Source organism: Xanthomonas boreopolis (genome assembly GCF_046529185.1).
Lineage (GTDB): Bacteria > Pseudomonadota > Gammaproteobacteria > Xanthomonadales > Xanthomonadaceae > Pseudomonas_S > Pseudomonas_S boreopolis.
On record NZ_CP097162.1, the window covers coordinates 1,695,343 to 1,718,007 of the forward strand.

Annotated in this window: 19 protein-coding genes; 13 read left to right on the plus strand and 6 right to left on the minus strand. The window is 70.7% G+C overall.

The genetic code is table 11. The features are described 5' to 3' along the window. Positions 1 to 9: 9 nt before the first annotated feature. The gene (gene rimO / locus M3M27_RS07520; RefSeq protein WP_434027650.1) at positions 10 to 1,386 is read left to right on the plus strand and encodes a 30S ribosomal protein S12 methylthiotransferase RimO; all 1,377 of its coding nucleotides are present in this window, start codon (positions 10 to 12) and stop codon (positions 1,384 to 1,386) included. Between the two features lie 78 nt (positions 1,387 to 1,464). On the opposite strand, the gene greB is transcribed toward rimO, so the two are convergent. Continuing rightward, the gene (gene greB / locus M3M27_RS07525; protein ID WP_140718859.1) at positions 1,465 to 1,968 is read right to left on the minus strand and encodes a transcription elongation factor GreB; all 504 of its coding nucleotides are present in this window, start codon (positions 1,966 to 1,968) and stop codon (positions 1,465 to 1,467) included. A 109-nt stretch (positions 1,969 to 2,077) separates the two neighbouring features. On the opposite strand from greB, the gene M3M27_RS07530 reads away from it, so the two are divergent. Then, the gene (locus M3M27_RS07530) at positions 2,078 to 3,532 is read left to right on the plus strand and encodes a rhomboid family intramembrane serine protease (RefSeq protein WP_434027651.1); all 1,455 of its coding nucleotides are present in this window, start codon (positions 2,078 to 2,080) and stop codon (positions 3,530 to 3,532) included. Between the two features lie 30 nt (positions 3,533 to 3,562). Here the strand turns inward: M3M27_RS07530 and M3M27_RS07535 are convergent, their stop codons facing one another. Beyond that, entirely contained in the window at positions 3,563 to 4,858 is a 1,296-nt protein-coding gene (locus tag M3M27_RS07535) for a hypothetical protein (RefSeq protein ID WP_434027652.1), read from the minus strand. A gap of 226 nt (positions 4,859 to 5,084) precedes the next feature. Next, positions 5,085 to 6,593, minus strand: a complete 1,509-nt coding sequence (locus tag M3M27_RS07540; RefSeq protein WP_434027653.1) for a helicase HerA-like domain-containing protein — start codon at positions 6,591 to 6,593, stop codon at positions 5,085 to 5,087. A gap of 122 nt (positions 6,594 to 6,715) precedes the next feature. Between M3M27_RS07540 and M3M27_RS07545 the strand changes: the two genes are divergently transcribed. Continuing rightward, the gene (locus M3M27_RS07545) at positions 6,716 to 8,287 is read left to right on the plus strand and encodes a transglycosylase SLT domain-containing protein (RefSeq protein WP_434027654.1); all 1,572 of its coding nucleotides are present in this window, start codon (positions 6,716 to 6,718) and stop codon (positions 8,285 to 8,287) included. Positions 8,288 to 8,501: 214 nt separating this feature from the next. Here the strand turns inward: M3M27_RS07545 and asd are convergent, their stop codons facing one another. Further along, positions 8,502 to 9,347, minus strand: coding sequence for an archaetidylserine decarboxylase (asd, locus tag M3M27_RS07550; protein ID WP_140718854.1), 846 nt, complete (start codon positions 9,345 to 9,347; stop codon positions 8,502 to 8,504). Between the two features lie 226 nt (positions 9,348 to 9,573). Further along, positions 9,574 to 10,224, minus strand: coding sequence for an SCO family protein (locus M3M27_RS07555; RefSeq protein WP_140718853.1), 651 nt, complete (start codon positions 10,222 to 10,224; stop codon positions 9,574 to 9,576). An 80-nt stretch (positions 10,225 to 10,304) separates the two neighbouring features. On the opposite strand from M3M27_RS07555, the gene prmB reads away from it, so the two are divergent. From prmB to M3M27_RS07590, 7 genes are all read left to right on the plus strand, one after another. Next, positions 10,305 to 11,231 (plus strand): 50S ribosomal protein L3 N(5)-glutamine methyltransferase, encoded by a 927-nt coding sequence (gene prmB, locus M3M27_RS07560; protein ID WP_140718852.1) that lies wholly within the window; start codon positions 10,305 to 10,307, stop codon positions 11,229 to 11,231. Next, a complete protein-coding gene (gene aroC, locus M3M27_RS07565) occupies positions 11,228 to 12,331 on the plus strand; it encodes a chorismate synthase (protein ID WP_434027656.1) in 1,104 nt (367 codons plus the stop codon). Before prmB ends, aroC begins: the two co-directional genes overlap by 4 nt. Next, positions 12,324 to 13,367, plus strand: coding sequence for a 2-hydroxyacid dehydrogenase (locus tag M3M27_RS07570; RefSeq protein WP_434027657.1), 1,044 nt, complete (start codon positions 12,324 to 12,326; stop codon positions 13,365 to 13,367). The genes aroC and M3M27_RS07570 overlap by 8 nt, the downstream gene beginning before the upstream one ends. A gap of 116 nt (positions 13,368 to 13,483) precedes the next feature. Further along, positions 13,484 to 14,509: an aspartate-semialdehyde dehydrogenase gene (locus M3M27_RS07575; RefSeq protein ID WP_140718849.1), complete on the plus strand. Its 1,026-nt coding sequence runs from the start codon at positions 13,484 to 13,486 to the stop codon at positions 14,507 to 14,509. Between the two features lie 372 nt (positions 14,510 to 14,881). After that, entirely contained in the window at positions 14,882 to 16,642 is a 1,761-nt protein-coding gene (locus tag M3M27_RS07580) for a type IV pilus assembly protein FimV (RefSeq protein ID WP_434027658.1), read from the plus strand. Between the two features lie 179 nt (positions 16,643 to 16,821). After that, complete coding sequence (truA, locus tag M3M27_RS07585; protein WP_140718847.1) at positions 16,822 to 17,595, plus strand: tRNA pseudouridine(38-40) synthase TruA; 774 nt, start codon at positions 16,822 to 16,824, stop codon at positions 17,593 to 17,595. Next, on the plus strand, positions 17,592 to 18,248 hold the full coding sequence (locus M3M27_RS07590; protein ID WP_140718846.1) for a phosphoribosylanthranilate isomerase: 657 nt from the start codon (positions 17,592 to 17,594) through the stop codon (positions 18,246 to 18,248). The genes truA and M3M27_RS07590 overlap by 4 nt, the downstream gene beginning before the upstream one ends. Before the next feature lie 61 nt (positions 18,249 to 18,309). Here the strand turns inward: M3M27_RS07590 and M3M27_RS07595 are convergent, their stop codons facing one another. Further along, entirely contained in the window at positions 18,310 to 19,197 is an 888-nt protein-coding gene (locus M3M27_RS07595) for a LysR family transcriptional regulator (protein WP_434027659.1), read from the minus strand. Between the two features lie 117 nt (positions 19,198 to 19,314). Here M3M27_RS07595 and trpB point away from each other — a divergent pair, with 117 nt between their 5' ends. The 3 genes from trpB (at position 19,315) to accD (ending at position 22,577) form a co-directional block, all read left to right on the plus strand. Further along, positions 19,315 to 20,532, plus strand: coding sequence for a tryptophan synthase subunit beta (gene trpB / locus M3M27_RS07600; RefSeq protein ID WP_140718844.1), 1,218 nt, complete (start codon positions 19,315 to 19,317; stop codon positions 20,530 to 20,532). Positions 20,533 to 20,708: 176 nt separating this feature from the next. Further along, a complete protein-coding gene (gene trpA / locus M3M27_RS07605; protein ID WP_140718843.1) occupies positions 20,709 to 21,512 on the plus strand; it encodes a tryptophan synthase subunit alpha in 804 nt (267 codons plus the stop codon). 183 nt (positions 21,513 to 21,695) lie between these two features. Next, positions 21,696 to 22,577, plus strand: a complete 882-nt coding sequence (gene accD, locus M3M27_RS07610) for an acetyl-CoA carboxylase, carboxyltransferase subunit beta (RefSeq protein ID WP_140718842.1) — start codon at positions 21,696 to 21,698, stop codon at positions 22,575 to 22,577. Positions 22,578 to 22,665 lie beyond the last annotated feature (88 nt).

A 22,665-nucleotide genomic window follows, 5' to 3' on the forward strand; every position in this document is an offset into this window, starting at 1 on the left:
TCGTTTCCCATGTCCTTGTCGAACCCCAAAGTCGGCTTCGTCAGCCTTGGCTGCCCGAAGGCGCTAGTCGATTCCGAACGCATCCTCACCCAGCTGCGGGTCGAGGGCTACGACATCGTGCCGTCCTACGATGCCGCCGACGTGGTGGTGGTCAACACCTGCGGTTTCATCGACTCGGCCGTGGCCGAATCGCTCGACGCGATCGGCGAGGCGATGAACGAGAACGGCAAGGTGATCGTCACCGGCTGCCTGGGCAAGCGCAGCGAACTGATCCGGGAACAGTACCCGGACGTGCTGGCGGTATCCGGCCCGCAGGACTACGACAGCGTGATGCAGGCCGTGCATGCCGCGCTGCCGCCGCGGCACGATCCGTTCGTGGACCTGGTGCCGGACTACGGCGTCAAGCTGACCCCGCGCCACTACGCCTACCTGAAGATCTCCGAGGGCTGCAACCATCGCTGCAGCTTCTGCATCATCCCGTCGATGCGCGGCGACCTGGTGTCGCGGCCGGTCGACGAAGTGCTGCGCGAGGCCGAGCGGCTGGTGCGCGGCGGCGTGCGCGAGCTGCTGGTGGTGTCGCAGGACACCTCCGCCTATGGCGTGGACCGCAAGTACGCGCCGGGTACCTGGCAGGGCCGCGAGTACGCCACGCGGATGAAGGCGCTGTGCGAGGGCCTGTCCGAACTGGATGCCTGGACCCGCCTGCACTACGTGTACCCGTACCCGCACGTGGACGACGTGGTGCCGCTGATGGCCGAAGGAAAGATCCTGCCGTACCTGGACATCCCGTTCCAGCACGCCAGCCCGCGCATCCTCAAGCTGATGAAGCGCCCGGGCGCGGTCGACAAGACCCTGGAGCGCGTGCTGCGCTGGCGCGAGCTGTGCCCGGACATCACGGTGCGTTCGACCTTCATCGTCGGTTTCCCGGGCGAGACCGAGGCCGAGTTCGAGGCGCTGCTGGATTTCCTCGACGCGGCCCAGCTCGACCGCGTCGGCGCGTTCGCCTATTCGCCTGTGGAAGGCGCGGCGGCCAACGACCTGCCCGACCCGGTGCCGGAGCCGGTGAAGCAGGAACGCCTGGCGCGCTTCATGGAAAAGCAGGCGGCGATCTCCGCGGCCAAGCTGGAAGCCAAGATCGGCAGCGTGCAGCAGTGCCTGGTCGATGCGATCGAGGACGGCGTCGCGGTGGCGCGTTCGAAGGCGGACGCGCCGGAGATCGATGGCCTGGTGCACATCCAGAACGCCGGGGAGGCGAAGCTGCGGGTCGGCCAGTTCGTCCAGGTGGAGATCACCGACAGCGACGAGCATGATCTGTTCGGCGAAGCCTTGCCGGCGCAGAACGCGGGCTTGGGCGGGCCGCGCGCGCTGGACCTGCGGGTCGTCTGAACGCCGCTGTGGGAGGGGCTCCGGTCCCGGCGAGGCTCTACCGGTAGAGCCTCGCCGGGACCGGAGCCCCACAATCGTTCAATCCGCGTATTCCACCGCCAGCACCGCGAAGCGATGCCGGCCGCCCGGCAGCTGGACCTCGAACTCGTCGTCGATGCGCTTCTTCAGCAGCGCGCGCGCCAGCGGCGAGTCGATGCTGATCCAGCCGCGGGCCGCATCGGTCTCGTCCGGACCGACGATCCGGTAGCGCACGACCTCGCCGCTGTCGGCGTCCTCCAACTCCACCGTCGCGCCGAAGAATACCGCCTCCGGATCGGACGGCACGGTGTCCACCACGCGCAGGCTTTCCAGGCGTTTGCTCAGGTAGCGCACGCGCCGGTCGATCTCGCCGAGCTGCTTCTTGCGATAGGTGTACTCGGCATTCTCGGAGCGGTCGCCTTCGGCCGCCGCCGCGGCCAGGGCCTTGACCACCTCAGGCCGCCGCACCCGCCACAGCTCGTCCAGCTCCGCCTTCAGCCGCGCGTGGCCTCCGGGGGTGATCAGGGCGGTGCTTTTCTCTGCGGGGGGACGCCAGCGGCTCATGCTTTGCGGGAGGGGGCCAGGTACGGGCGCACGATGCTAGCGCCTGCCGGCTTGCGTGTCCCGCGGCGATCGCCGAAGCTGCGCGGCCATCGATACATGGAGTGTCGCGATGTTCATCCTGCCCCTGCACAAGCCGCTGGACCGGGAGACCTTCCCGTGGATCACGATGCTGCTGGTGCTGGCGAACGTGCTGGTGTTCTTCGGCCTGCAAGCCGGGGACGATGCGGCGTTCGCGCGGGCACGGGCGTACTACCTCGAATCCGGCCTGGGCCGCTACGAACTGCCGGCCTACGAGCGCTACCTGCAGCAGGCCGGGCGCGGCGACGCACTGGCGGAGTTGCGCCGGCAGCCGGAGCCGCTGCGGTTCGCCTACGTGGCGGCCGGCACGGTCAACGATCCGGCGTTCCAGCGCGCCCTGGCCGCGGGAGGCCTGTTCGAGGACGCGGGCCAGGAGTCGGCCTGGGAGCCGTTGCGCCGGCGCTACGACGCATTGCTCGGCGAGGTGTTCACGCTGCGCCACAACCTGCGCAGTTCGGAATGGTCGCCCTGGCGCATGCTGGCCGCGGCGTTCCTGCATGGCGGGGTGATGCACCTGGTCGGCAACATGTTGTTCCTGGTCGCGCTGGGCCTGCTGCTGGAAGGCGCGATCGGCCCGCTGCGGCTGCTGGCGGTGTACGTGCTGGGGGCGTTCGGCGCGAGTGCGGCGAGCCTGCTGTGGCGCTGGGGGCAGCCGGGCGGCGGGCTGGGCGCGTCGGGCGCGATCGCGGCCCTGATGGGAGCGTTCTGCGTGGTGTGGGGGCGGCGCCCGGTGCGCTTCTTCTACTGGTTCGGCGTGGTGTTCGACTACGCGCGCGCACCGGCGATCGTGCTGCTGCCGCTATGGTTGGGATGGGAGCTGTACAACCTGCTTTTCGGCGGCGAGAAGGGCATCGGCTTCGATGCACATGCCGGTGGCCTGGTGACCGGGGCGTTGCTGGGCGGCGTGCTGGTGCTGACGCGGCAGACCCGGCCGGACTTCATGCACGACGCCGGCGAAGCCGGAACCGGCGACGATCGCTGGGAACGCGCGCAGCGGCACCTGGGCAGGATGGAGAACCTCGAGGCCGAGCGCTTGCTGGCCGACCTGGCCGCCGAGCAGCCGCAGCGCTTCGACGTGGCGCTGGCGCGCTGCCGGGTGGCGCGCAATGCGGGCCAGCGCAGCGCATTGCGCGATCGCGCATTGGAACTGCTGGCATTGACGGCGACGGACGCGGAGCAGGCCCGGGCGCAGCGCGCCATCCTGCAGGAGCTGCCGCCGGGAGCGTTGCCCGCCCGGCAGTTGCTGTCGCTGGCGCGCCGCTGGAGCGAGCTGGGCTTGCTCGCCGAAGCGGAAGCGCTGCTGCAGTCCGCCGGCCAGGCGGATGCGTCGCGCGAATGGGTGGCGCAGGCGTGGCTGTCGCTGGCGATGCGCCATGCCGAGCAGAACGCGCCGGAGGGGCAGCGGCGCATCCTGGGCCTGGTGGCCGAACGCTATGCCGACCAGCCGCAGGCGGCGAAGGCGCGCTTCCTGCTCGACAACCTGTAACCGCCGCGCCGCGCCGGGGCGGCGGGGGCGTCATGGGCGTGCCGCCGCGATATCCGTCCCCGACAGCGCCTTCAGCGCCGCCTGCAGCTTGCGTCGCTGTTCCTCGTCCTCGCTGGCCGCCAGCCCTTGCTGCAGCAGCGCGCGGGCATCGTCGTCGCGGCCGAAGCGCTCGGCCAGCAGCATCGCGGCATCCAGCGACCATTGCGGCGCCTGCGGCGAGCGTGGCCAGGTCTTCAGCATCGCCGAGAGGATGTCGCTGGCGAGCTGGTACTGGCCGGCCAGGCGCGCGCGCTCGGCCAGCAGCGCCGCCTGGGCGTCCTGCGCCGGGACGAAATCCGGTTGTTGGTCGAGCATCTCCCGCATCAGCGCGAGCGCGCGCCGTTCCTGGCGCTCGTCGACCAGGCGCGAGACGTAATGGCGGGCGTGTTCGCGCAGTTCGTCCCGGCGCGCGCCCTGCCGGAGCAAGCGATGGTAGAGCTCGTGCACCGGCAGGCCCACGGCGCGGCTGCGCACGGCGGCGCGCAGCGTCTCCAGCGCGGCTTCGGGGTGGCCGTCGCGGACCTGCCCCTCGGCCTCGTCGAGCAGGGGCCGGTCCGGGTCATGCCGGTCCGGTGCGTCCAGCGCGTCGGGCTCGAAGCCCAGCACCTCGTGATACTGGTAGACCAGGTAGCCCATCAGGTGGAAGGTGGCGAACAGGCCCCAGATCGAGACCACGGTGATCGCCAGGTCGTCCAAGACCGGGGGCAGGTAGCGGTGCAGCCAGCGGTTGGCGGTGAAGGCGCTGCCCTGGATCACGAACAGCAGGCCGAATGCGGCCAGGTAGGGCCAGCCGATGCGCGTGGCCAGGCCCAGCGATACCGCCGGATTGAGCGCCCTGCGCAACGAGCCGTCCAGCGCCAGCGAGATCACGCATCCCGGCTGCAGCAGCGCGGCGAGCAGCAACGCCACCCCGGTCAGGGCAGGGCTGCGGGTGAGCAGCGCCACGGCCGCCACCGCGGCGACCATCAGGATCATCAGCAGGATCAGCCGCAGCACCGTTCCGTCGCCGACGTCGAAGCCGTGCTGGGGCGACTCCAGGTGCCCGTTGGCGGTGTGGCGCAGGATCTCGAAGGCGTACTTGTAGATCGCCAGCCAGGTGGCGATGGCGATGATCCAGCCCACGCCCGGCAATATCCCCAGCAGGCTGCACAGGGTCAACGCGACCAGCGTCCATAGCGCCGAGCCCTGCAGCGGATACAAGGCGATGGCGCGGGTGCGGGTCCAGAACGGTGCGGGTGCGGCGCTGTGGCCGGACCGTGCCCGCGTCCGGTAACGACGGTCTTCCATGACATTCCCCTGAGTGTCGATGGCGGATTTTGGTGGGAACGGCAGCGGCGGTGCAATCGGGTCGGTGGCATGGCCTGCCGTGGCGCCCGAGGCTCCCGCGGGCGCATTCGTGCGCTGCCCGCGCGGGGGGATTCCGCTCCCGCGCGATATGCCGATGTTCGAGTGGCCGTGCCCGGGTTCCTTTCCCCACCCGGCATGCAGGAGGGCCGGGTGGAGCGACGGCGCGCTAGCGCTTGCCCCCGAAAATGCCGCCGAGGATGCCGCGCACGATCTGCTGGCCGAGCTTGCTGCCGACCGTGCGGGTGGTCTGCTTGGCCATGGTTTCCAGCAGGCCCTGGCGGCGCTTGGTGCCGAACACCACGTCCTTGACCGCCTGGCCCCAGTCGTTGCCGGCTTGCGCCTCGTCCTGCTCGCGGGTGCGGGCGGGCGGGACGCCGGCCTTCGCGGATTGCTCGCCGGCGCGCTTGGCCAGCATCTCGGCGGCCGATTCGCGATTGACCGCGGTGTCGTACTTGCCGCCGACCGGGCTGGTGGCGCGGACCTGGGCGCGCTCGGCGTCGGTGATCGCGCCCATCCGGCAGCGCGGCGGGGCGACCAGGGTCTGCTGCACCGGCATCGGCACGCCCTTGTCCTGCAGCGTGGACACGAGCGCTTCGCCGGTGCCCAGGCTGGAGATGGTCGTGGCGACGTCCAGCTTGGGGTTGGCGACGAAGGTCTCCGCGGCGGTCTTCACCGCCTTCTGGTCGCGCGGCGTGTAGGCGCGCAGCGCGTGCTGCACGCGGTTGCCGAGCTGGCCGAGGATGTTGTCCGGCACGTCGTCGGGGAACTGCGAGCAGAAGTACACGCCCACGCCCTTGGAGCGGATCAGCCGCACCACCTGTTCGATGCGCTGCACCAGCGCCGGCGGCGCGTCGTCGAACAGCAGGTGGGCCTCGTCGAACACGAACACCAGCTTGGGCTTGTCCAGGTCGCCAACCTCTGGCAGCCGCTCGAACAGCTCCGACAGCAGCCACAGCAGGAAGGTCGAGTACAGGCGCGGCTTGAGGATCAGCTGCGCGGCGGCGAGGATGCCGATCACGCCGCGGCCGTCCGGGGCCGTGCGCATGATGTCGGCCAGGTCCAGCGCGGGTTCGCCGAAGAAGCCCTCGCCGCCGTCCTGCGACAGCCGCAACAGCGCGCGCTGGATCGCCGAGGCCGACTGCGCGCCGATCAGGCCGTACTCGGTGGAGACTTCCTTGCGTTCCTCGACCACCAGGTTGAGCAGGGCGCGCAGGTCGTCCAGGTCGAGCAGGAGCAGGCCGCGGTCGTCGGCGAGCTTGAACACGATGTCGAGCACGCCGGCCTGGGTGTCGTTGAGTTCCAGGATGCGCGCCAGCAGGGTCGGGCCCATCTCGCTGACGGTGGTGCGCACCGGATGGCCGAGCTGGCCGTACAGGTCCCAGAACACCACCGGGCTGGCGCCGGGCGCGTAGTCGGCCACGCCGATGTCCTTCGCGCGCTGCAGCAGCTTGTCGTTGCCATCGCCGGGCGTGGCCAGGCCGGCCACGTCGCCCTTCACGTCGGCCATGAACACCGGCACGCCGATCCGCGAGAAACCTTCGGCCAGGGTCATCAGGGTGACGGTCTTGCCGGTGCCGGTGGCGCCGGCCACCAGGCCATGGCGGTTGCCGAAGCGGGGATTCAGGACGACCTGGATGTCGTCGGTGATGCCTTTGCCGAGCAGGATCGGGTCCATGGCGGTCTGCGGATGGGAGGTGACCGGATTCTAACGGCGGACTGTCCTCCCGGCGCCAGTCGCCTTGCTCCGGCGCACGGCCGGCGGCTACCCTGCGGGCCTTTCCGTCGCGCCCGCCCACGATGCCGCTTTCCCGATTCGCGCCGCCCCTCCGGTCGACCCTGGCCGTCGCCCTCCTGATGTCGTTGTTGCCCGCCGCGCACGCGGCCTCGCGCGAGGAGAAGATCGCCGCGCTCGACCAGCGCATGGCCGCGGCCGAGAAGCGCTACCGCGACGGCATGGTGCTGGTGAACAACTCCGACCCGAGGGGGCAGGCGGAGACCGACGCCGCGCTGGAGGACATGGAGGACGTCATCGATGCCTGCCTCAAGCTGCGCGGTTGCCAGGTCAACACGATGCTGGCCGGCTACAAGCGCCTGCTGAAGGCCAACGTCGATGCCGAGGCGGCGGCCAGCGACGAGGAGGGCGACGAGTTGCTCGAGGCCGATCCGGACCACATCGGCCCGCTCGCCGCGGACGTGCCCGAGGCGGCGCGCGCCGCCGACCTGCTCAACGACCACCGCCATGCCTTCGACGACATGGTCCAGTACAACGCCGCGGTGCAGGCCGGCATCCGGCGCTGGCTGACCGACCTGCGGCCGGCGCTGCTGACCAGCTACGAGAACTACGAGAACCTGCGCGCGATCATGTGGCCGGAATGGCAGAAGCGCGGCCTGCCCGAAGCGCTGCTGTTCGGCATCATGGCCAAGGAGTCCAACGGCCGCGTGCACGCCAGCTCGCGCGCCGGCGCGGCCGGGTTGATGCAGTTCATGCCGGCGACCGCGGCGCGCTTCGGCCTGGGGCCGGACGGCACCGGCTTCGATACCCGCTTCGATGCGCGCAGCGCCGCCGAGGCCAGCGCGAGCTACATCAACGAGCGCCTGGCCGAACTCAACCGCAGCGTCGAGCTGGCGCTGGCCGCCTACAACGGCGGCGAGGGCCGCGCGGCGCGCGTGTTCGCCCAGACGGGCGGGCGCAACTTCTGGGACCAGTCGGTTTACGAGCAGTTCCCGGCCGAGACCAAGGACTACGTGCCGATGGTGATCGCCGCCGCATGGATCTTCCTGCATCCGCGCCAGTACGGGGTGGAATTCCCCAAGATCAACGCGCAGCCGGCCACGCTGCGGCTGGCCAAGTCGACCACGATCTACGAGTTGACCATCTGCCTGGGCAGCGCCGGTACCCGCGACGGCTACATGCGCGTGCTGCGCAACCTCAACCCGCGCTACGAGGCGGACGGCTGGATCCCGGCGGGCACGCTGATCAATGCCAACACGCGCATCGTCGGGCTGTACAACAGGTACTGCGTGAGCGGCCCGCGCGCCGACCTGGCGCGGACCCTGATCACCGCCGACCTGAACGCGGCGATCGTGCGCCCCGCGCCGAACAGCTATACCGGCAGCGTCGCGGTGGGCGATGCCTCCCCGATCGCCGCCGGCGTGCCGACCACGGTGGCCACCGGCCGGCCGGAGCCGGCCAAGCCGAAAGCGAAGCAGGCGCGCAGCTACAAGGTCGCCAAGGGCGACACGCTGGGCCGCATCGCGCAGAAGTACCAGTGCGAGCTGAAGGAGCTTGCCCGCGCCAACGGGCTCAAGGCGCCGGCCTATGCGATCAAGCCGGGGCAGACGATCAAGCTGCAGGGTTGCGACAAGTAGGCCGCGGGCAAGTAGTGCCCCTCTCTTCCGCGCCGCTGGCGTGGGTGGGAAATGGGGTGGGACGGGCCGAGGGTACGGGGGCGACGCCCCCAGCCTTGTTTAAATCCCATGAGGCTTCGCCCGAACCCCCATCCGCCCCCTGCGGGCCCTTCTCCCGAGGGGAGAAGGGGGCACCGGACAACACGCCTTCATCCCTGGAGGGATAAGGAAAAACTCAGTCCCGCCGCGCCAGCGCCTGCCCGAGCTTCACCGGACTCTCCGCTTGCAACCCCGGGGCGAACGCGGCCACCCCGGGCGGCAACAGCACGATCACCGTGGAGCCGTAGTTGAACCGCGCCATCTCGGCGAACCGCTCCAGCACGATGCCCTTGCCGCGCCAGTCCTTGCGGGTGATGCGGTCGCCATAGGCGGGGATTTCCACGCCGCTCCACACCGTTTCCACCCCGGACACCAGCAGCGCGCCGACCATTACCTGCACCATCGGCCCGAAGTCGGTGTCGAAGTGGCAGACCAGCCGCTCGTTGCGGGCGAACAGCCTCGGCACGTTGCGCACCGCGTCCGGGCCGACGCTGAACAGGCGGCCGGGCACATGCACGGTCTCGCGCAGCGTGCCGGTCCACGGCATGTGCACGCGGTGGTAGTCGCGCGGTGACAGGTAGACGGTGGCGAACAGGCCGTCGTTGAACGGCGTGGCGGCGGCCTCGTCGCCGAGCAGTTCGGCGGCGGTGAAGGATTGCCCCTTGGCCTGGAAGATGCGGCCGGCCTGGATCGGGCCGAGCTGGCTGATGCGGCCGTCGGCCGGCATCAGCAGGGTGCGCGGGTCCGGGTCGGCCTGGCGCGCGCCGGGTTTCAGCGGACGGGTGAAGAACGCATTGAAGCTGGGATAGGCGCGGGCATCGGGCTCGGCGGCCTCGGCGAGGTTGACACCGAACTTGGCCACTACGGTGTCGATCAGGCGCTGCTTGATCGCGGGATGGGTCGAATACGCCAGCCGGCGCGCCAGCGACGACAGCAGGCGGTGCGGCAGGGCGTAGGTCAGGGTGGTAATGGAGCGTGTCATGCACTTTTTCATGAGATGCGTTGGTCGTCAGCGGTGCGGAGCGTGTGTTGCGTGGGGCAGTCTCGGCTGGCGGCCAAGGCAAGCCGCGCGGCGCTGGCTCCGTGCCGCTGACGACCAACCCTCCGGGAAGTCCCTTGGGACGCGCCGATCCTGCGTTGCGCGCCTTGGCTCGCCGCGCCCCAAGGGACTTCGCACTCATGAAAGAGTGCATGACACGCTTTACAACTCAAGGGGCGGTTTCCTGGGTCAGCTTGGTGAAGTCGGCGGCGATCGCCTGCGGGTCGAGCGGGGGGCGGATCAGGCCGGCGAGGCGGCCTTCCGGGTCGAGCACGGCGATGCCGGCCGAATGGTCCATGCTGTAGTCGTTCGGGTTCTCGTCGAAGTGCTTGCCCGGCACCTTCTGGAACACGAAGCCGAGCGCGGTGGCGAAGCGCTCCAGCGAGGGCGTGTCGGCGGTGGCGGCGAGGGTGTCCTTGTGGAAGGCATGGGCGTACTCGCCCAGCCTCGCCGGCGGGTCGCGGTCGGGGTCGACCGAGACGAAGAGCACGCGCGGGCGCAGCGAGTCGGGGATCGATTCCCACTGCTTCTGCGCGATCGCCAGGTCGGCCAGCGTGGTCGGGCACACGTCCGGGCAGAACGTGAAGCCGAGGAACACCAGCGTCCAATGGCCCTTGAGCTCGCCCGGGACCAGCTGGGTGCCGTCGGACTGGCGCAGGCTGAAGTCGGGCAGGGTGCGCGGCTGCGGGTAGAAGGTCACGGTGCGGGTGTCCGGCCACGGCGCGGGCTTGCCGCCGCCCAGCAGCTTCTGCCCGAGCAGCAGGCCCAGCCCGGCGGCCAGCGCCACCACCAGCACGATCAAGGTATTCCGGTTGAACATGGACGTTTCCGATGCAACAGACGCTCAATCATACCGGCGGGAACCCTATAATCGGGGGCCGACCTGACCCAGCTGTTGCCATGACTGCCGCCGCGGCCGACGAACTGCACACGATCATCGACCTGATCCGCTACGGCGCCAGCCGTTTCAACGAAGCCGGCCTGACCTTCGGCCACAGCTACGACAACGCGCTGGACGAGGCCACCCAGCTGGTCCTGCACGCGCTGCACCTGCCGCACGACCTCGGCCCGGCCTACGGCCAGGCGCGCCTGCTGCGCGCCGAGAAGGACGCGGTGCTGGCGCTGTTCCAGCGCCGCATCGACGAGCGCGTGCCGGCCGCCTACCTGACCGGCGAGGCCTGGTTCGCCGGGTTGAGCTTCAAGAGCGACGCGCGCGCGCTGGTGCCGCGCTCGCCGATCGCCGAGCTGATCGAGGCCGGCTTCGAGCCCTGGCTGGCCGGGCGCGACGTGCACCGCGCGCTCGACCTGTGCACCGGCTCGGGCTGCATCGCCATCGCCATGGGCCACTACAACCCGAACTGGGACGTGGACGGCGTGGACATCAGCGACGACGCGCTGGCGCTGGCGGCCGAGAACAAGGAGCGCCTGCTCGCGCACAACGTCACGCTGCTCAAGTCCGACCTGTTCGACGGGCTGACCGGCCGCCACTACGACCTGATCGTCACCAACCCGCCCTACGTCACCAACGCCGAGACCGACGCCCTGCCGAAGGAGTATTCCTACGAGCCGGAGCTGGGCCTGCGCGCCGGCGAGGACGGCCTGGACCTGGTGCTGAAGATCCTGCGCGACGCCCCGCTGCACCTGAGCGAGGATGGCCTGCTGATCTGCGAGGTCGGCGATTCCGAGCAGCACCTGGTCAAGCTGCTGCCGGAGGTCGATTTCGCCTGGATCGAGTTCAAGGTCGGGCAGATGGGCATCTTCGCGGTGGAGTGCCGCGAGCTGATCCGCCACAACGCCCGCATCGCGGAGCTGGCCGCGCAGCGATGAGCTCCAATTCGTTCGGCAAGCTGTTCACCGTCACGACCTTCGGCGAATCGCACGGGCCGGCGATCGGCTGCGTCATCGACGGCTGCCCGCCGGGCCTGGCGATCGCCGCCGAGGAGTTCGCCCACGACCTGCAGCGGCGCGCCACCGGCAAGACCCGCCACACCTCGGCGCGGCGCGAGGCCGACGAGGTCGAGATCCTGTCCGGCGTTTACGAAGGCGTCACCACCGGCACGCCGATCGCGCTGTTGATCCGCAACACCGACCAGCGCAGCAAGGACTACGCCACCATCGCCGCGCAGTTCCGCCCCGGCCATGCCGACTACAGCTACTGGCAGAAGTACGGCATCCGCGATCCGCGCGGCGGCGGCCGCAGCTCCGCGCGCGAGACCACGATGCGGGTGGCCGCCGGCGTCGTCGCGAAGAAGTGGCTGAAGCAGCGCCACGGCGTGAGCGTGCGCGGCTACCTGTCGCAACTGGGCGAGATCAGGCCCGAGGGCTTCGACTGGAGCGCGGTCGAGGACAATCCGTTCTTCTGGCCGCACGCCGCGCAGGTGCCGGCGCTGGAGGCCTACATGGACGCGCTGCGCAAGTCCGGCGACTCGGTCGGCGCGCGCGTGGACGTGGTCGCCGATGGCGTGCCGCCCGGTTGGGGCGAGCCGATCTACGGCAAGCTCGACGGCGAACTGGCCGCGGCGCTGATGAGCATCAACGCGGTCAAGGGCGTGGAGATCGGCGACGGTTTCGCCAGCGCGGCGCAGAAGGGCACCGAGCATCGCGACCTGATCACGCCGCAGGGTTTTCTCAGCAACCATGCCGGCGGCATCCTCGGCGGCATCTCCACCGGCCAGCAGGTCGTCGCCTCGATAGCGCTCAAGCCCACCTCCAGCCTGCGCCTGCCGGGCCGGACCGTGGACGTGGACGGCAACCCGGTCGAGGTGGTCACCACCGGCCGCCACGATCCCTGCGTCGGCATCCGCGCCACCCCGATCGCCGAGGCGATGGTCGCGCTGGTGCTGATGGACCAGGCGCTGCGCCATCGCGCCCAATGCGGCGACGTCGGCGAGGTCGCGCCGCGCATCCCGGGGAGCGTCGATGGCTGAGTCGCGGCCACGCGTGTGGGTCAGCCAGCCGCTGTTCGACGACGTCGTCGCGCAGCTGGGCGAGCATTTCGATCTGGCCACCACCGCGGACGTGACCGCGTATTCGCCGCAGGAACTGGCGGCGAAGCTGGCGCCTTTGGACGGCGCGCTGGTGACGCTCAACGAGCGCATCGGCGAGGCCGAGATCGCCGGCGCGCCGAGGCTGCGCGCGATCGCCAACGTCGGCGTCGGCTACAACAACCTGGACATCGCCGCGCTCAGCGCGGCCGGCATCGTGGCGACCAACACGCCCGACGTGCTGACCGAGACCACCGCCGACCTGGGCTTCGCCCTGCTGATGGCGGCGGCGCGGCGCATCACCGAATCCGAGCGCTGGCTGCGCGACGGGCAGTGGGGGCAGTGGTCGTTCAAGACCATGCTCGGCGCCGACGTGCACGGCGCCACGCTGGGCATCCTCGGCATGGGCCGGATCGGCCAGGGCATCGCGCGCCGCGGCCACCACGGCTTCGGCATGAAGGTGCTGTACCACAACCGCTCGCGGCTGCCGGAAGGCGTCGAGCGCGAGGTCGGCGCGCGCTACGTCGGCTTCGACGCGCTGTTGGCGCAGGCCGACCACCTGGTGCTGGTGTTGCCGTACAGCGCCGCCTCGCACCACGTCATCGACGCGGCCGCGCTGGCGAAGATGAAGCCGACCGCGACGCTGGTCAACGTCGCCCGTGGCGGCCTGGTCGACGAGTTGGCACTGGCCGACGCGCTGGCCAACGGCCGCCTGGCGGCGGCCGGGCTCGACGTCTACGAGGGCGAACCGCAGGTGCGCCCGGAGTTGCTGGCGCTGCGCAACGTGGTGCTCACGCCGCACATCGGCAGCGCCTCGCTGGCCACGCGCCGGGCGATGGTGCAGCTGGCGGTGGACAACCTGGTCGCGGCGCTGGGCGTCGGTCCCGATGCCGGCCACCCGCCGTGCGCGATCAACCTCGACGCGGCCAAGGCGGCCGGCGGCACCGCGGGCGCGGGCAAAACCGGCGAGAAACGATAGGGAACCTCCGCGGCCGTATCCGGAGGTTCCCCGAACCCGTTGGTGCGATTCCCTCGCAAGAGCGCGGCACATCCATGTGCCGTTATCAAACTTCGTTTCCTATCCAAAGGTCCGCAATGAACAACCCTGCCCGTCGTTTCACCGTCGCGGTCGTGGGCGCCACCGGCGCCGTCGGCGAAACCATGCTGTCCATCCTGGCCGAGCGCGATTTCCCGGTCGGCAAGCTGATCCCGCTGGCCTCGGCCCGTTCGGCCGGCAGCCAGATCGAGTACAAGGGCGAGAAGGTCGACGTGCTCGACCTGGAGACCTTCGACCCGGCCGGCGTGGACATCGCGCTGTTCTCGGCCGGCGGCGGCGTCTCCAAGGAGTACGCGCCGAAGTTCGCCGCCGCTGGTGCGGTGGTGATCGACAATTCCTCCACCTTCCGCTACGACGACGACGTGCCGCTGGTGGTCTCCGAGGTCAACCCGCACGCGCTCAAGAACCGTCCGCGCGGCATCGTCGCCAATCCGAACTGCTCGACCATGCAGCTGATGCCGGTGCTGGGCCCGATCCACAAGGAATACGGCATCGAGCGCATCAACGTGGCCACCTACCAGTCGGTGTCCGGCGGCGGCCGCTCGGGCCTGGAGGAGCTGGGCAAGCAGACCGCGCAACTGCTCGCGTTCCAGGACATCGAGCCGAAGAAGTTCCAGGTGCAGATCGCCTTCAACCTGATCCCGCACATCGACGAGTTCCAGCCCAACGGCTACACCAAGGAAGAGATGAAGCTGGTCTGGGAGACGCAGAAGATCCTGGAGGACAAGAACATCCTGGTGAACCCGACCGCGGTGCGCGTGCCGGTGTTCTACGGCCACTCCGAGGCGGTGAACATCGAGACCAGGAAGAAGATCACCCCGGAACAGGCGCGCGAGCTGCTGCGCCGTTCGCCGGGCGTGGAGGTAGTGGACGAGCAGAAGGCCGGCGGCTATCCGACCCCGGTGACCCATGCCTCCGGCAAGGACCCGGTGTTCGTCGGCCGCATCCGCGAGGACTTCTCGCATCCGCGCGGCCTGAACCTGTGGGTGGTGGCCGACAACATCCGCAAGGGCGCCGCGCTCAACGCGGTGCAGCTCGCCGAACTGGTCGCGCAGGAAGGCTGAAGCCCGGCCGGCGATGCGGTGCCGGCCATCGACGCCCCTCTCCCGTCGGAGAGGGGTTGCGGCGAGAGAGCGGGCTAAAGCCGTGTCGAGGGAACTGGAAACCATCGCATCGAAGAAGGCATCGTGGCCCGCCCGGTCGGGAAACGATCCGGGCTCCGCGATGGATTCCCGGGCCGATGCGCGGCGACGCGTTCTTCCATGTCGCCATCGGGGGGCCTTGCGGCGCGGTTGCGCCCGACCCACGGCCTTGGGGGCGGTATCCAGGCGTGTGCGAGCCGAGAGGAAGAAGGAACGCGGCCACCCGATGCCGATCGGCACCGCGCGCGCCACGCGCAGTATTCGGATCAGGGGCTTGCGGCTATATTGGCGCCCATGAAACGTAGCGGCAGGGGCGCATTGCGCCCGTTACAAGGTCTGGGTGCATTGGTCCTGGCGCTTTGCAGCGGCGCGGCGGCGGCGCTGGGCCTGGGCGACATCCGGGTGCTGTCCGGGCCGGGGCAGCCGCTGGTCGCCGAGATCCCGGTGATCTCCAACGAGCCGGGCGAGCTGGAGAGCGCGCGCGTCGCGCTGGCCTCGCCGGAGACTTTCGAGCGGGTCGGGTTGGAACGCCCCACGGGATTGGTCAACGACCTGCAGTTCCAGTTCACGCAGGATGCGCGCGGTCGCGCGGTGATCCGGGTCACCAGCAGCGTGCCGGTCGAGCAGAAGGCGATCGGTTTCCTGATCGAGGTGGATTGGGGCAGCGGCCGGCTGGTGCGCGAGTATTCCGCGTTGGTCGACGCGCCCAATGCCGCCACCGCGATCGCCGAGCCGGCGATCGAGGCGCCCCAGGCGGGCAACAGCGACGCGATCGTGCGCGAGTCGGCGCCGGCTGCCGCGCCATCGGCGGATGCGGCAGCCGCCGCACCGGCCGCGGCGCCAGCCGCACCGGCAGCCAGGCCCCAGCGTCCGCCGCCGGCCGCACCGGTATCCCCCGTGGCGCCGGGCGAGAACCTGGCCCCGGTGCGGCGCGGCCAGACGTTGTCGCAGATCGCCATGCAGTTGAACCGCGGCGCCGGCTATTCGCTCGACCAGACCATGCTGGCGCTGCTGCGGGCCAATCCGGAGGCCTTCATCGGCGGCAACATCAACCGGCTCAAGCAGGGCGCGGTGCTGCGCACGCCGCGGCAGGACGAGCTGGCGCAGATCGGCGCCTCGGAGGCCCGGGCGATCGTGCGCGAACAGGCCGCGCAGTGGCGGCAGGCGCGCGCGCCGATTCCGCAGCCCGCGGAAGCGGGCGCGACGCCGCGGGCGGCGAGCGCCGCGCCGGCCGCGGCGACCGGCGCGCGGCTGGAGATCGCGCCGGCCGTCGCCAGCGACGGCAACAAGGCAGGTACGACCACCGGCACCGGAGCCGGCGGCGAAGGGGACAGGCTCGTGAACGAACAACTGCAGCAGGCGAGGGAAGACGTCGCCACCCGCGATGCCGAGATCCAGGAGCTGCGCACGCGCGTGGCGGAGCTGGAAAAGCTGCAACAGCAGCAGGCCAGGCTGATCGCGATGAAGGATACGGACCTGGCCGCGGCGCAGCAGCGCCTGGCCCAGCAACGGCCTGCGGACGGGTCCGGCGGTTTCCCGATGTGGTTGTGGGGCGGCGTGGTGCTGGTGCTCGCGGGCATCGCCGCATGGCTGGCTTCGCGGCGGCGCAAGCCGTCGCCGTTCGCCGCGCCGCCGCGCCGCTTCGACGGCGCGGCGTTCGGCGCGACGACGACCGCGCCGGCCGCCGTGCAGGACGAGCCGGTGATCGGCGAGCGCGAATTCGACCACGACGTGGAGATCGAGGAAGCGTCCCTGCGCGCGGACGAGCGCATCGCGAGGAGCGAAGAGCCCGAAGCGCCCGTCGCGGAGGCGCCGCAACCGCTCGAAGAGCGTCCGCTGCCGGCCGCGTGGGGGCCGACCTGGCATGCTCCGGAGGCGCCCTCGATCGCCCCGTTGAATCCGGCCCCGGCCGGCCGCGACAGGCTGGAGCTGGCGGTGGCCTATCTGGACCTGGGCGACAAGGAAACCGCGCGCAGCCTGCTGCTGGAGGTGGCGGCGAGCGGGGACCCGGACGCGCGTGCCGAGGCGTCCGCCTTGCTCAGCCGGATCGGCTGAAGCCACGTCCTCCGCGGGGCGGCGAAAGCCGCGCAGGGCTTCGACGAACGGCTCGCTCGGCAAGGCTCCGCCGCCTCGTGCGTGGCGGTTCGAACGCAAGGTTCCATCGTGTCCGTGTCGCTGCCGCGGCGGCAATCGTTCCGGCAAGTGCGGCCAAGATCCAATCAGTAGAGGTTCCGATGCGCTACGCCATGGGCGTGGAATACGACGGCAGCGAGTTCCTGGGCTGGCAACAGCTCGGCGAGCATGGCGGCCCCAGCGTGCAGGCGACCTTGCAGGAGGCGCTGTCGTCGGTCGCCGCCGCGCCGGTGCAGGTGGTCTGCGCGGGGCGTACCGACGCGGGCGTGCACGGCGAATGCCAGGTGGTGCACTTCGACAGCGAAGCGAAGCGCGAGCCGCGCGGCTGGATGCTGGGCACGACCGCGCGCCTGCCGGTTTCGGTGGCGGTGCGCTGGTGCGTGCCGGTGGCGGACGACTTCAACGCCCGCTTTTCGGCGCGGGCGCGCCGCTACCGCTATCGCCTGCTCAACCGCCAGGTGCGCCCGGCGCTGCACCGGCAGACCCTGAGCTGGGAACGCCGGCCGCTGGACGCGGCGGCGATGCACGATGCCGCGCAGGCATTGCTGGGCGAGAACGACTTCAGCGCGTTCCGCAGCGTGCAGTGCCAGGCGCTGCACGCGCGCCGCGAGTTGCAATGGATCGACGTGCGCCGCGATGGCGACCTGGTCGAGATCGGCGTGCAGGCCAATGCATTCCTTCATCACATGGTGCGCAATATCGTCGGTTCGCTGATTCTGGTCGGAGCCGGAGAAAGGCCGGTGGAGTGGATCGCGGAACTGCTCGCCGGGCGCGACCGCACCCTCGCGGGCCCGACCGCCCCCCCGCAGGGCCTGGTCTTCGTCGGGCCGCTGTATCCGGCAGAATGGCGCCTGCCACCCGAGGTCACCCTATGAGCCGAACCTTCTACCGTACCCGCATCAAGTTCTGTGGCATGACCCGGGCGGGCGACATCCGCCTGGCCGGCGAGCTGGGCGTGGATGCGGTGGGCTTCATCTTCGCGCACGGCAGCTCGCGCCGGGTCGCGCCGACCGAGGCGCGCGCGATGCGCCAGGCAATCGCGCCGATGGTCGACGTGGTGGCGCTGTTCCGCAACAACCCGAAGGAGGAAGTGCGCGAGGTGCTGCGCACGGTGCGGCCGACCCTGCTGCAGTTCCACGGCGAGGAAGACGACGCGTTCTGCCGCAGTTTCAACCTGCCGTACCTGAAGGCGGTGCCGATGGGCGGCAGCGAGGAGGTCAGCGCGCGCGGCCTGCAGTTGGCGCACCCGAACGCGTCCGGCTTCCTGTTCGACAGCCATGCGCCGGGCGCCAGCGGCGGCAGCGGCCTGACCTTCGACTGGGCGCGCCTGCCGACCGGGCTGCACCGGCCGTTCCTGCTCGCCGGCGGCATCACCCCGGACAACGTGTTCGACGCGATCGTCGCGACGCTGCCCTGGGGCGTGGACGTGTCCAGCGGCATCGAGCTGTCGCCGGGCATCAAGGACGGCGACAAGATGCGCCGCTTCGTCGAGGAAGTGCGGCGCGCGGACTGCCACGAACTGGGGTGATCCCTTTCGCGGCGGAGCGGCTCCGGAGCGGCGGCCGCTCCCGATGGCCGGAGGGCGCGGGTCAGCGCTCCAGTTCCTCGCGGAACCATTGGGCCAGCCGCTCCACGCGCGGGTCCGGGTTGCGACGCAGCCGACACAGCGCCCAGCGCGCCGGCGTCTCCACGAAGCCCCAGGGGGCGATCAGCCGGCCGGTCGCGAGGTCTTCGCTGACCAGCGGCTGCGGCGCGATCGCGATGCCAAGGCCGGCCACGGCCGCTTCCAGCAGATAAAGCAGGTGTTCGAACTCGCTGCCGTGGCGCAGCGCAGCGGCCTCCATTCCATGCGCGGCAGCCCAGTCGGGCCAGGCCTGCGGGCGCGACCGCGTATGCAGCAGCGGGTAGTCGAGCAGGCGCTGCGGCGCGCTGCCGACAAGCCGGGCGACGTCCGGATGGTGCGGGCTCAGGACCGGGCCGATCCGTTCCGGCCCAAGGTCGGATACCTGCCACTCGGATGGCCACGGGGGCGCCGCCAGCAACAGCATCGCGTCGAGCCCAGGCAGGTGCGGTTCGGGCGCCTGTTCGCGTGCCGACAGGTGCAACCGGACCGCCGGCAAGGCCTGCTCCAGCCGGCCCAGGCGCGGGATCAGCCAGCGTGCCAGCAGGCTGCCCGAGCACCCCAGGACCAAGGGCGTCTCGGCCGGCAGGCGGCGCAATTGGGTCCAGGCGTCGCCCAGCTGGGCGAAGGCTTCGCTGGCGGCTTCGCGCAGGCGCTCGCCCGCCGGGGTCAGGGCCAGGCCTCGCCCGGCCTTGGCGAACAGGGCGGTGCCCAGGGCCTGCTCCAGGGTGCGGACGTGCCGGCTGACCGCCCCGTGGGTGACGTGCAGTTCATCGGCGGCCCGGCTGACGCTGCCCAGCCGGGCCGCGGCCTCGAAGGCGCGAAGGGCGGCAAGCGGGGGCAGGGGAGAGGTCATGATGTGTGAGTATAGATCACGCATCGTGCGTAATCGTCGATTTTTCCGGGGTGCCCAGGCGCGCTAGAGTGGCGTCCAAACCACTGTTCCCGCGTTCCGCGGGATGGAATCTCCCCGATGTCAGCCTCTCCCATTCGTGATTTCCACGCCTTCCCCGACGCGGCCGGCCATTTCGGCCGCTACGGCGGCCGTTTCGTCGCCGAGACCCTGATCGGTCCGCTGGAAGAGTTGGCCGCCGCCTACGACGAGGCACGCCGGGATCCGGCCTTCATCGCCGCCTACGACAAGGACCTCAAGCACTACGTCGGCCGGCCCAGTCCGATCTATCACGCCGAGCGGCTGAGCCGCGAGGTCGGCGGGGCGCAGATCCTGCTCAAGCGCGAGGACCTGAACCACACCGGCGCGCACAAGATCAACAACACCATCGGCCAGGCGCTGCTGGCCGCGCGCATGGGCAAGAAGCGGATCATCGCCGAGACCGGCGCCGGCCAGCACGGCGTGGCCAGCGCCACGGTGGCGGCGCGGCTGGGCCTGGAGTGCGTGGTCTACATGGGCGCCACCGACATCGAGCGGCAGAAGATCAACGTCTTCCGGATGAAGCTGCTCGGCGCGACCGTGGTGCCGGTGAACTCCGGCTCGGCCACGCTCAAGGACGCGCTGAACGAGGCGATGCGCGACTGGGTGACCAACGTGCAGGACACCTTCTACATCATCGGCACCGTGGCCGGGCCCGATCCGTACCCGCGCATGGTGCGCGATTTCAACGCCATCGTCGGGCGCGAGGCGCGCGCGCAGATGCTGGAGGACTATGGCCGCCTGCCGGATGCGATCGCCGCTTGCGTCGGCGGCGGCAGCAATGCGATCGGGCTGTTCCACGCCTTCCTCAACGATGCCTCGGTGAAGATCTACGGCGCCGAGGCGGCCGGCGACGGCATCGGCACGGGCCGGCATGCGGCCTCGATCGCGGCCGGCCGGCCCGGCGTGCTGCACGGCAACCGCACCTACGTGATCTGCGACGACGATGGCCAGATCATCGAGACCCATTCGGTCTCGGCCGGCCTGGACTATCCCGGCGTCGGCCCCGAGCACGCGTTCCTGGCCGACAGCGGCCGCGCCAGCTACGTCGGCATCACCGACGACGAGGCGCTGGCCGCGTTCCACCTGCTGGCGCATACCGAGGGCATCCTGGCCGCGCTCGAATCGAGCCACGCCGTCGCGCAGGCGATCAAGCTCGCCCGCGACCTACCCAAGGACGCGCTGGTGCTGTGCAACCTGTCCGGCCGCGGCGACAAGGACGTGCACACCATCGCCGCGCGCGAAGGCATCGTGTTCTGAACCTTTCTCTCTTCTCCCGTTCGGGAGAAGAGCTTGCCCCGCGAAGGCGGGGATGGCGCGAAGCGGCGGACGAGGGCAGCAGGCGGAGCCTTGCATGCCCGAGTTCGCGAGGCTTCGCCCGTACCCTCACCCCGACCCCTCTCCCGATCGGAGAGGGGCTTACAGGCAGCCCGTCCATGAGCCGTATCGCAGAGAAGTTCTCCCAGCTTCAGTCCCAGGGCCGCAAGGCGCTGATCCCCTTCGTCACCGCCGGCGATCCCTCGCTGGAGGCGACTGTGCCGCTGATGCACGCGCTGGTGCGTGCCGGCGCCGACGTGCTCGAGCTCGGCGTGCCGTTCTCCGATCCGATGGCCGACGGCCCGACCATCCAGCGCAGCTCCGAGCGCGCGCTGGCGCGCGGCGCCGGCCTGGCCTACGTGCTGGAGGCGGTGCACGAGTTCCGCCGCGAGGACGCTTCCACCCCCGTGGTGCTGATGGGCTACCTCAACCCGATCGAGATCCACGGCACGGAGCGCTTCGCCGAGGAGGCGGTCAAGGCGGGCGTCGACGGCGTGCTGCTGGTCGACCTGCCGCCGGAAGAGGCCGCCGAGACCCGCGCGATCTTCACTGCCGCCGGGCTGGACCTGATCGTGCTGGCCGCACCGACCACGACCGACGCCCGCCTGGCGACCCTGTGCGATACCGCGCAGGGCTATCTCTACTACGTCAGCTTCGCCGGCGTGACCGGCGCGGACCGGCTCGATACGCGCTCGGCCGGCGATCGCCTGCGGCGGATCCGCGAGCGCGCGAAGGTGCCGGTGGTGGCCGGCTTCGGCATCAAGGACGCGGCCAGCGCCGCGGCGATGGCGGTCGACGCCGACGGCGTGGTGGTCGGCAGCGCGCTGGTGGCGGCGCTGGCCGAGGCCGGCGATACCGCGACGGCCCGCCAGCGCGCCGAGGCCTTCCTGGCGCCGTTGCGGGCCGCGCTGGACGCCGGCTGAGCGGTCCGCCGGCGCAGCGTCCGGCGAGACCCGCGGGCAAGCGGGCGCAACCCATCCTGCAGCGCAGGCCCGGCGGGGGCGGCGCTCCATTCGGTGCCGTCCTGCACCCCAATGGGGCGCCGAGTTAGACTGTCGCCCCTCTGCGGTCCCCCGGGGCCGCCCTGCATGGATTTTTCATACCGCATGAGCTGGCTCAGCAAATTGATGCCCTCCGGCATCCGCACCGACAACACCCAGAGCAAGAAGCGCAGCGTTCCCGAGGGCCTGTGGGAAAAGTGCAGCAACTGCGGCGCGGCACTGTACCGGCCCGAGCTGGAGGAGAACCTCGAGGTCTGCCCGAAGTGCGGCCACCACATGCCGATCCGCGCGCGCGCGCGCCTGGCGGCGCTGTTCGATCCGGACAGCACCACCGAGATCGCCGCCGGGCTCAGCCCGACCGACGTGCTCAAGTTCAAGGACCAGAAGAAGTACGTCGACCGCATCAAGGCCACCCAGAAGAGCACCGGCGAGTACGACGCGCTGGTGGCGATGCGCGGCCTGCTCAAGGGGCGCCCGCTGGTGGCCGCGTCGTTCGACTTCGCCTACATGGGCGGCTCGATGGGATCGGTGGTCGGCGAGCGCTTCGCGCGGGCGGCCGAGGTCGCGCTCGAAGCCGGCTGCCCGTACGTCTGCTTCTCCGCCAGCGGTGGCGCGCGCATGCAGGAAGGCCTGTTCTCGCTGATGCAGATGGCCAAGACCTCCGCCGCGCTGGGCCGCCTGCGCGAGGCCGGCCTGCCGTACATCTCGGTGCTGACCCATCCGACCACCGGCGGCGTGTCGGCCTCGTTCGCGATGCTGGGCGACATCAACATCGCCGAGCCGCAGGCCCTGATCGGCTTTGCCGGCCCGCGCGTGATCGAGCAGACCGTGCGCGAGAAGCTGCCGGAAGGCTTCCAGCGTTCCGAATTCCTGCTCGAGCACGGCGCCATCGACCAGATCTGCGACCGCCGCGAACTGCGCGACCGCCTCGCCGACCTGACCGCGCTGATGATGCGCCAGCCGATGCCGCAGGAGAGCGCGGCATGAGGCCGGGAAGCGCGGGGGCCGGAAGGGCCGATTGCCGTTCCGTTTCCCGCCTGCAGGGGCGGCGGGGCGGCTCCTGCCCTCAGCGGGT

Bases quoted from the DNA above. Each gene is read 5' to 3' on its own strand.
- M3M27_RS07570 (WP_434027657.1), top strand. From the start codon at position 12,324: ATGGCTGAGTCGCGGCCACGCGTGTGGGTCAGCCAGCCGCTGTTCGAC.
- aroC (WP_434027656.1), top strand. From the start codon at position 11,228: ATGAGCTCCAATTCGTTCGGCAAGCTGTTCACCGTCACGACCTTCGGC.
- prmB (WP_140718852.1), top strand. From the start codon at position 10,305: ATGACTGCCGCCGCGGCCGACGAACTGCACACGATCATCGACCTGATC.
- M3M27_RS07535 (WP_434027652.1), bottom strand. From the start codon at position 4,858: ATGGAAGACCGTCGTTACCGGACGCGGGCACGGTCCGGCCACAGCGCC.
- truA (WP_140718847.1), top strand. From the start codon at position 16,822: ATGCGCTACGCCATGGGCGTGGAATACGACGGCAGCGAGTTCCTGGGC.
- rimO (WP_434027650.1), top strand. From the start codon at position 10: ATGTCCTTGTCGAACCCCAAAGTCGGCTTCGTCAGCCTTGGCTGCCCG.
- M3M27_RS07595 (WP_434027659.1), bottom strand. From the start codon at position 19,197: ATGACCTCTCCCCTGCCCCCGCTTGCCGCCCTTCGCGCCTTCGAGGCC.
- M3M27_RS07545 (WP_434027654.1), top strand. From the start codon at position 6,716: ATGCCGCTTTCCCGATTCGCGCCGCCCCTCCGGTCGACCCTGGCCGTC.
- trpB (WP_140718844.1), top strand. From the start codon at position 19,315: ATGTCAGCCTCTCCCATTCGTGATTTCCACGCCTTCCCCGACGCGGCC.
- greB (WP_140718859.1), bottom strand. From the start codon at position 1,968: ATGAGCCGCTGGCGTCCCCCCGCAGAGAAAAGCACCGCCCTGATCACC.
- M3M27_RS07530 (WP_434027651.1), top strand. From the start codon at position 2,078: ATGTTCATCCTGCCCCTGCACAAGCCGCTGGACCGGGAGACCTTCCCG.
- trpA (WP_140718843.1), top strand. From the start codon at position 20,709: ATGAGCCGTATCGCAGAGAAGTTCTCCCAGCTTCAGTCCCAGGGCCGC.
- asd (WP_140718854.1), bottom strand. From the start codon at position 9,347: ATGACACGCTCCATTACCACCCTGACCTACGCCCTGCCGCACCGCCTG.
- M3M27_RS07575 (WP_140718849.1), top strand. From the start codon at position 13,484: ATGAACAACCCTGCCCGTCGTTTCACCGTCGCGGTCGTGGGCGCCACC.
- M3M27_RS07540 (WP_434027653.1), bottom strand. From the start codon at position 6,593: ATGGACCCGATCCTGCTCGGCAAAGGCATCACCGACGACATCCAGGTC.
- accD (WP_140718842.1), top strand. From the start codon at position 21,696: ATGAGCTGGCTCAGCAAATTGATGCCCTCCGGCATCCGCACCGACAAC.
- M3M27_RS07555 (WP_140718853.1), bottom strand. From the start codon at position 10,224: ATGTTCAACCGGAATACCTTGATCGTGCTGGTGGTGGCGCTGGCCGCC.
- M3M27_RS07590 (WP_140718846.1), top strand. From the start codon at position 17,592: ATGAGCCGAACCTTCTACCGTACCCGCATCAAGTTCTGTGGCATGACC.
- M3M27_RS07580 (WP_434027658.1), top strand. From the start codon at position 14,882: ATGAAACGTAGCGGCAGGGGCGCATTGCGCCCGTTACAAGGTCTGGGT.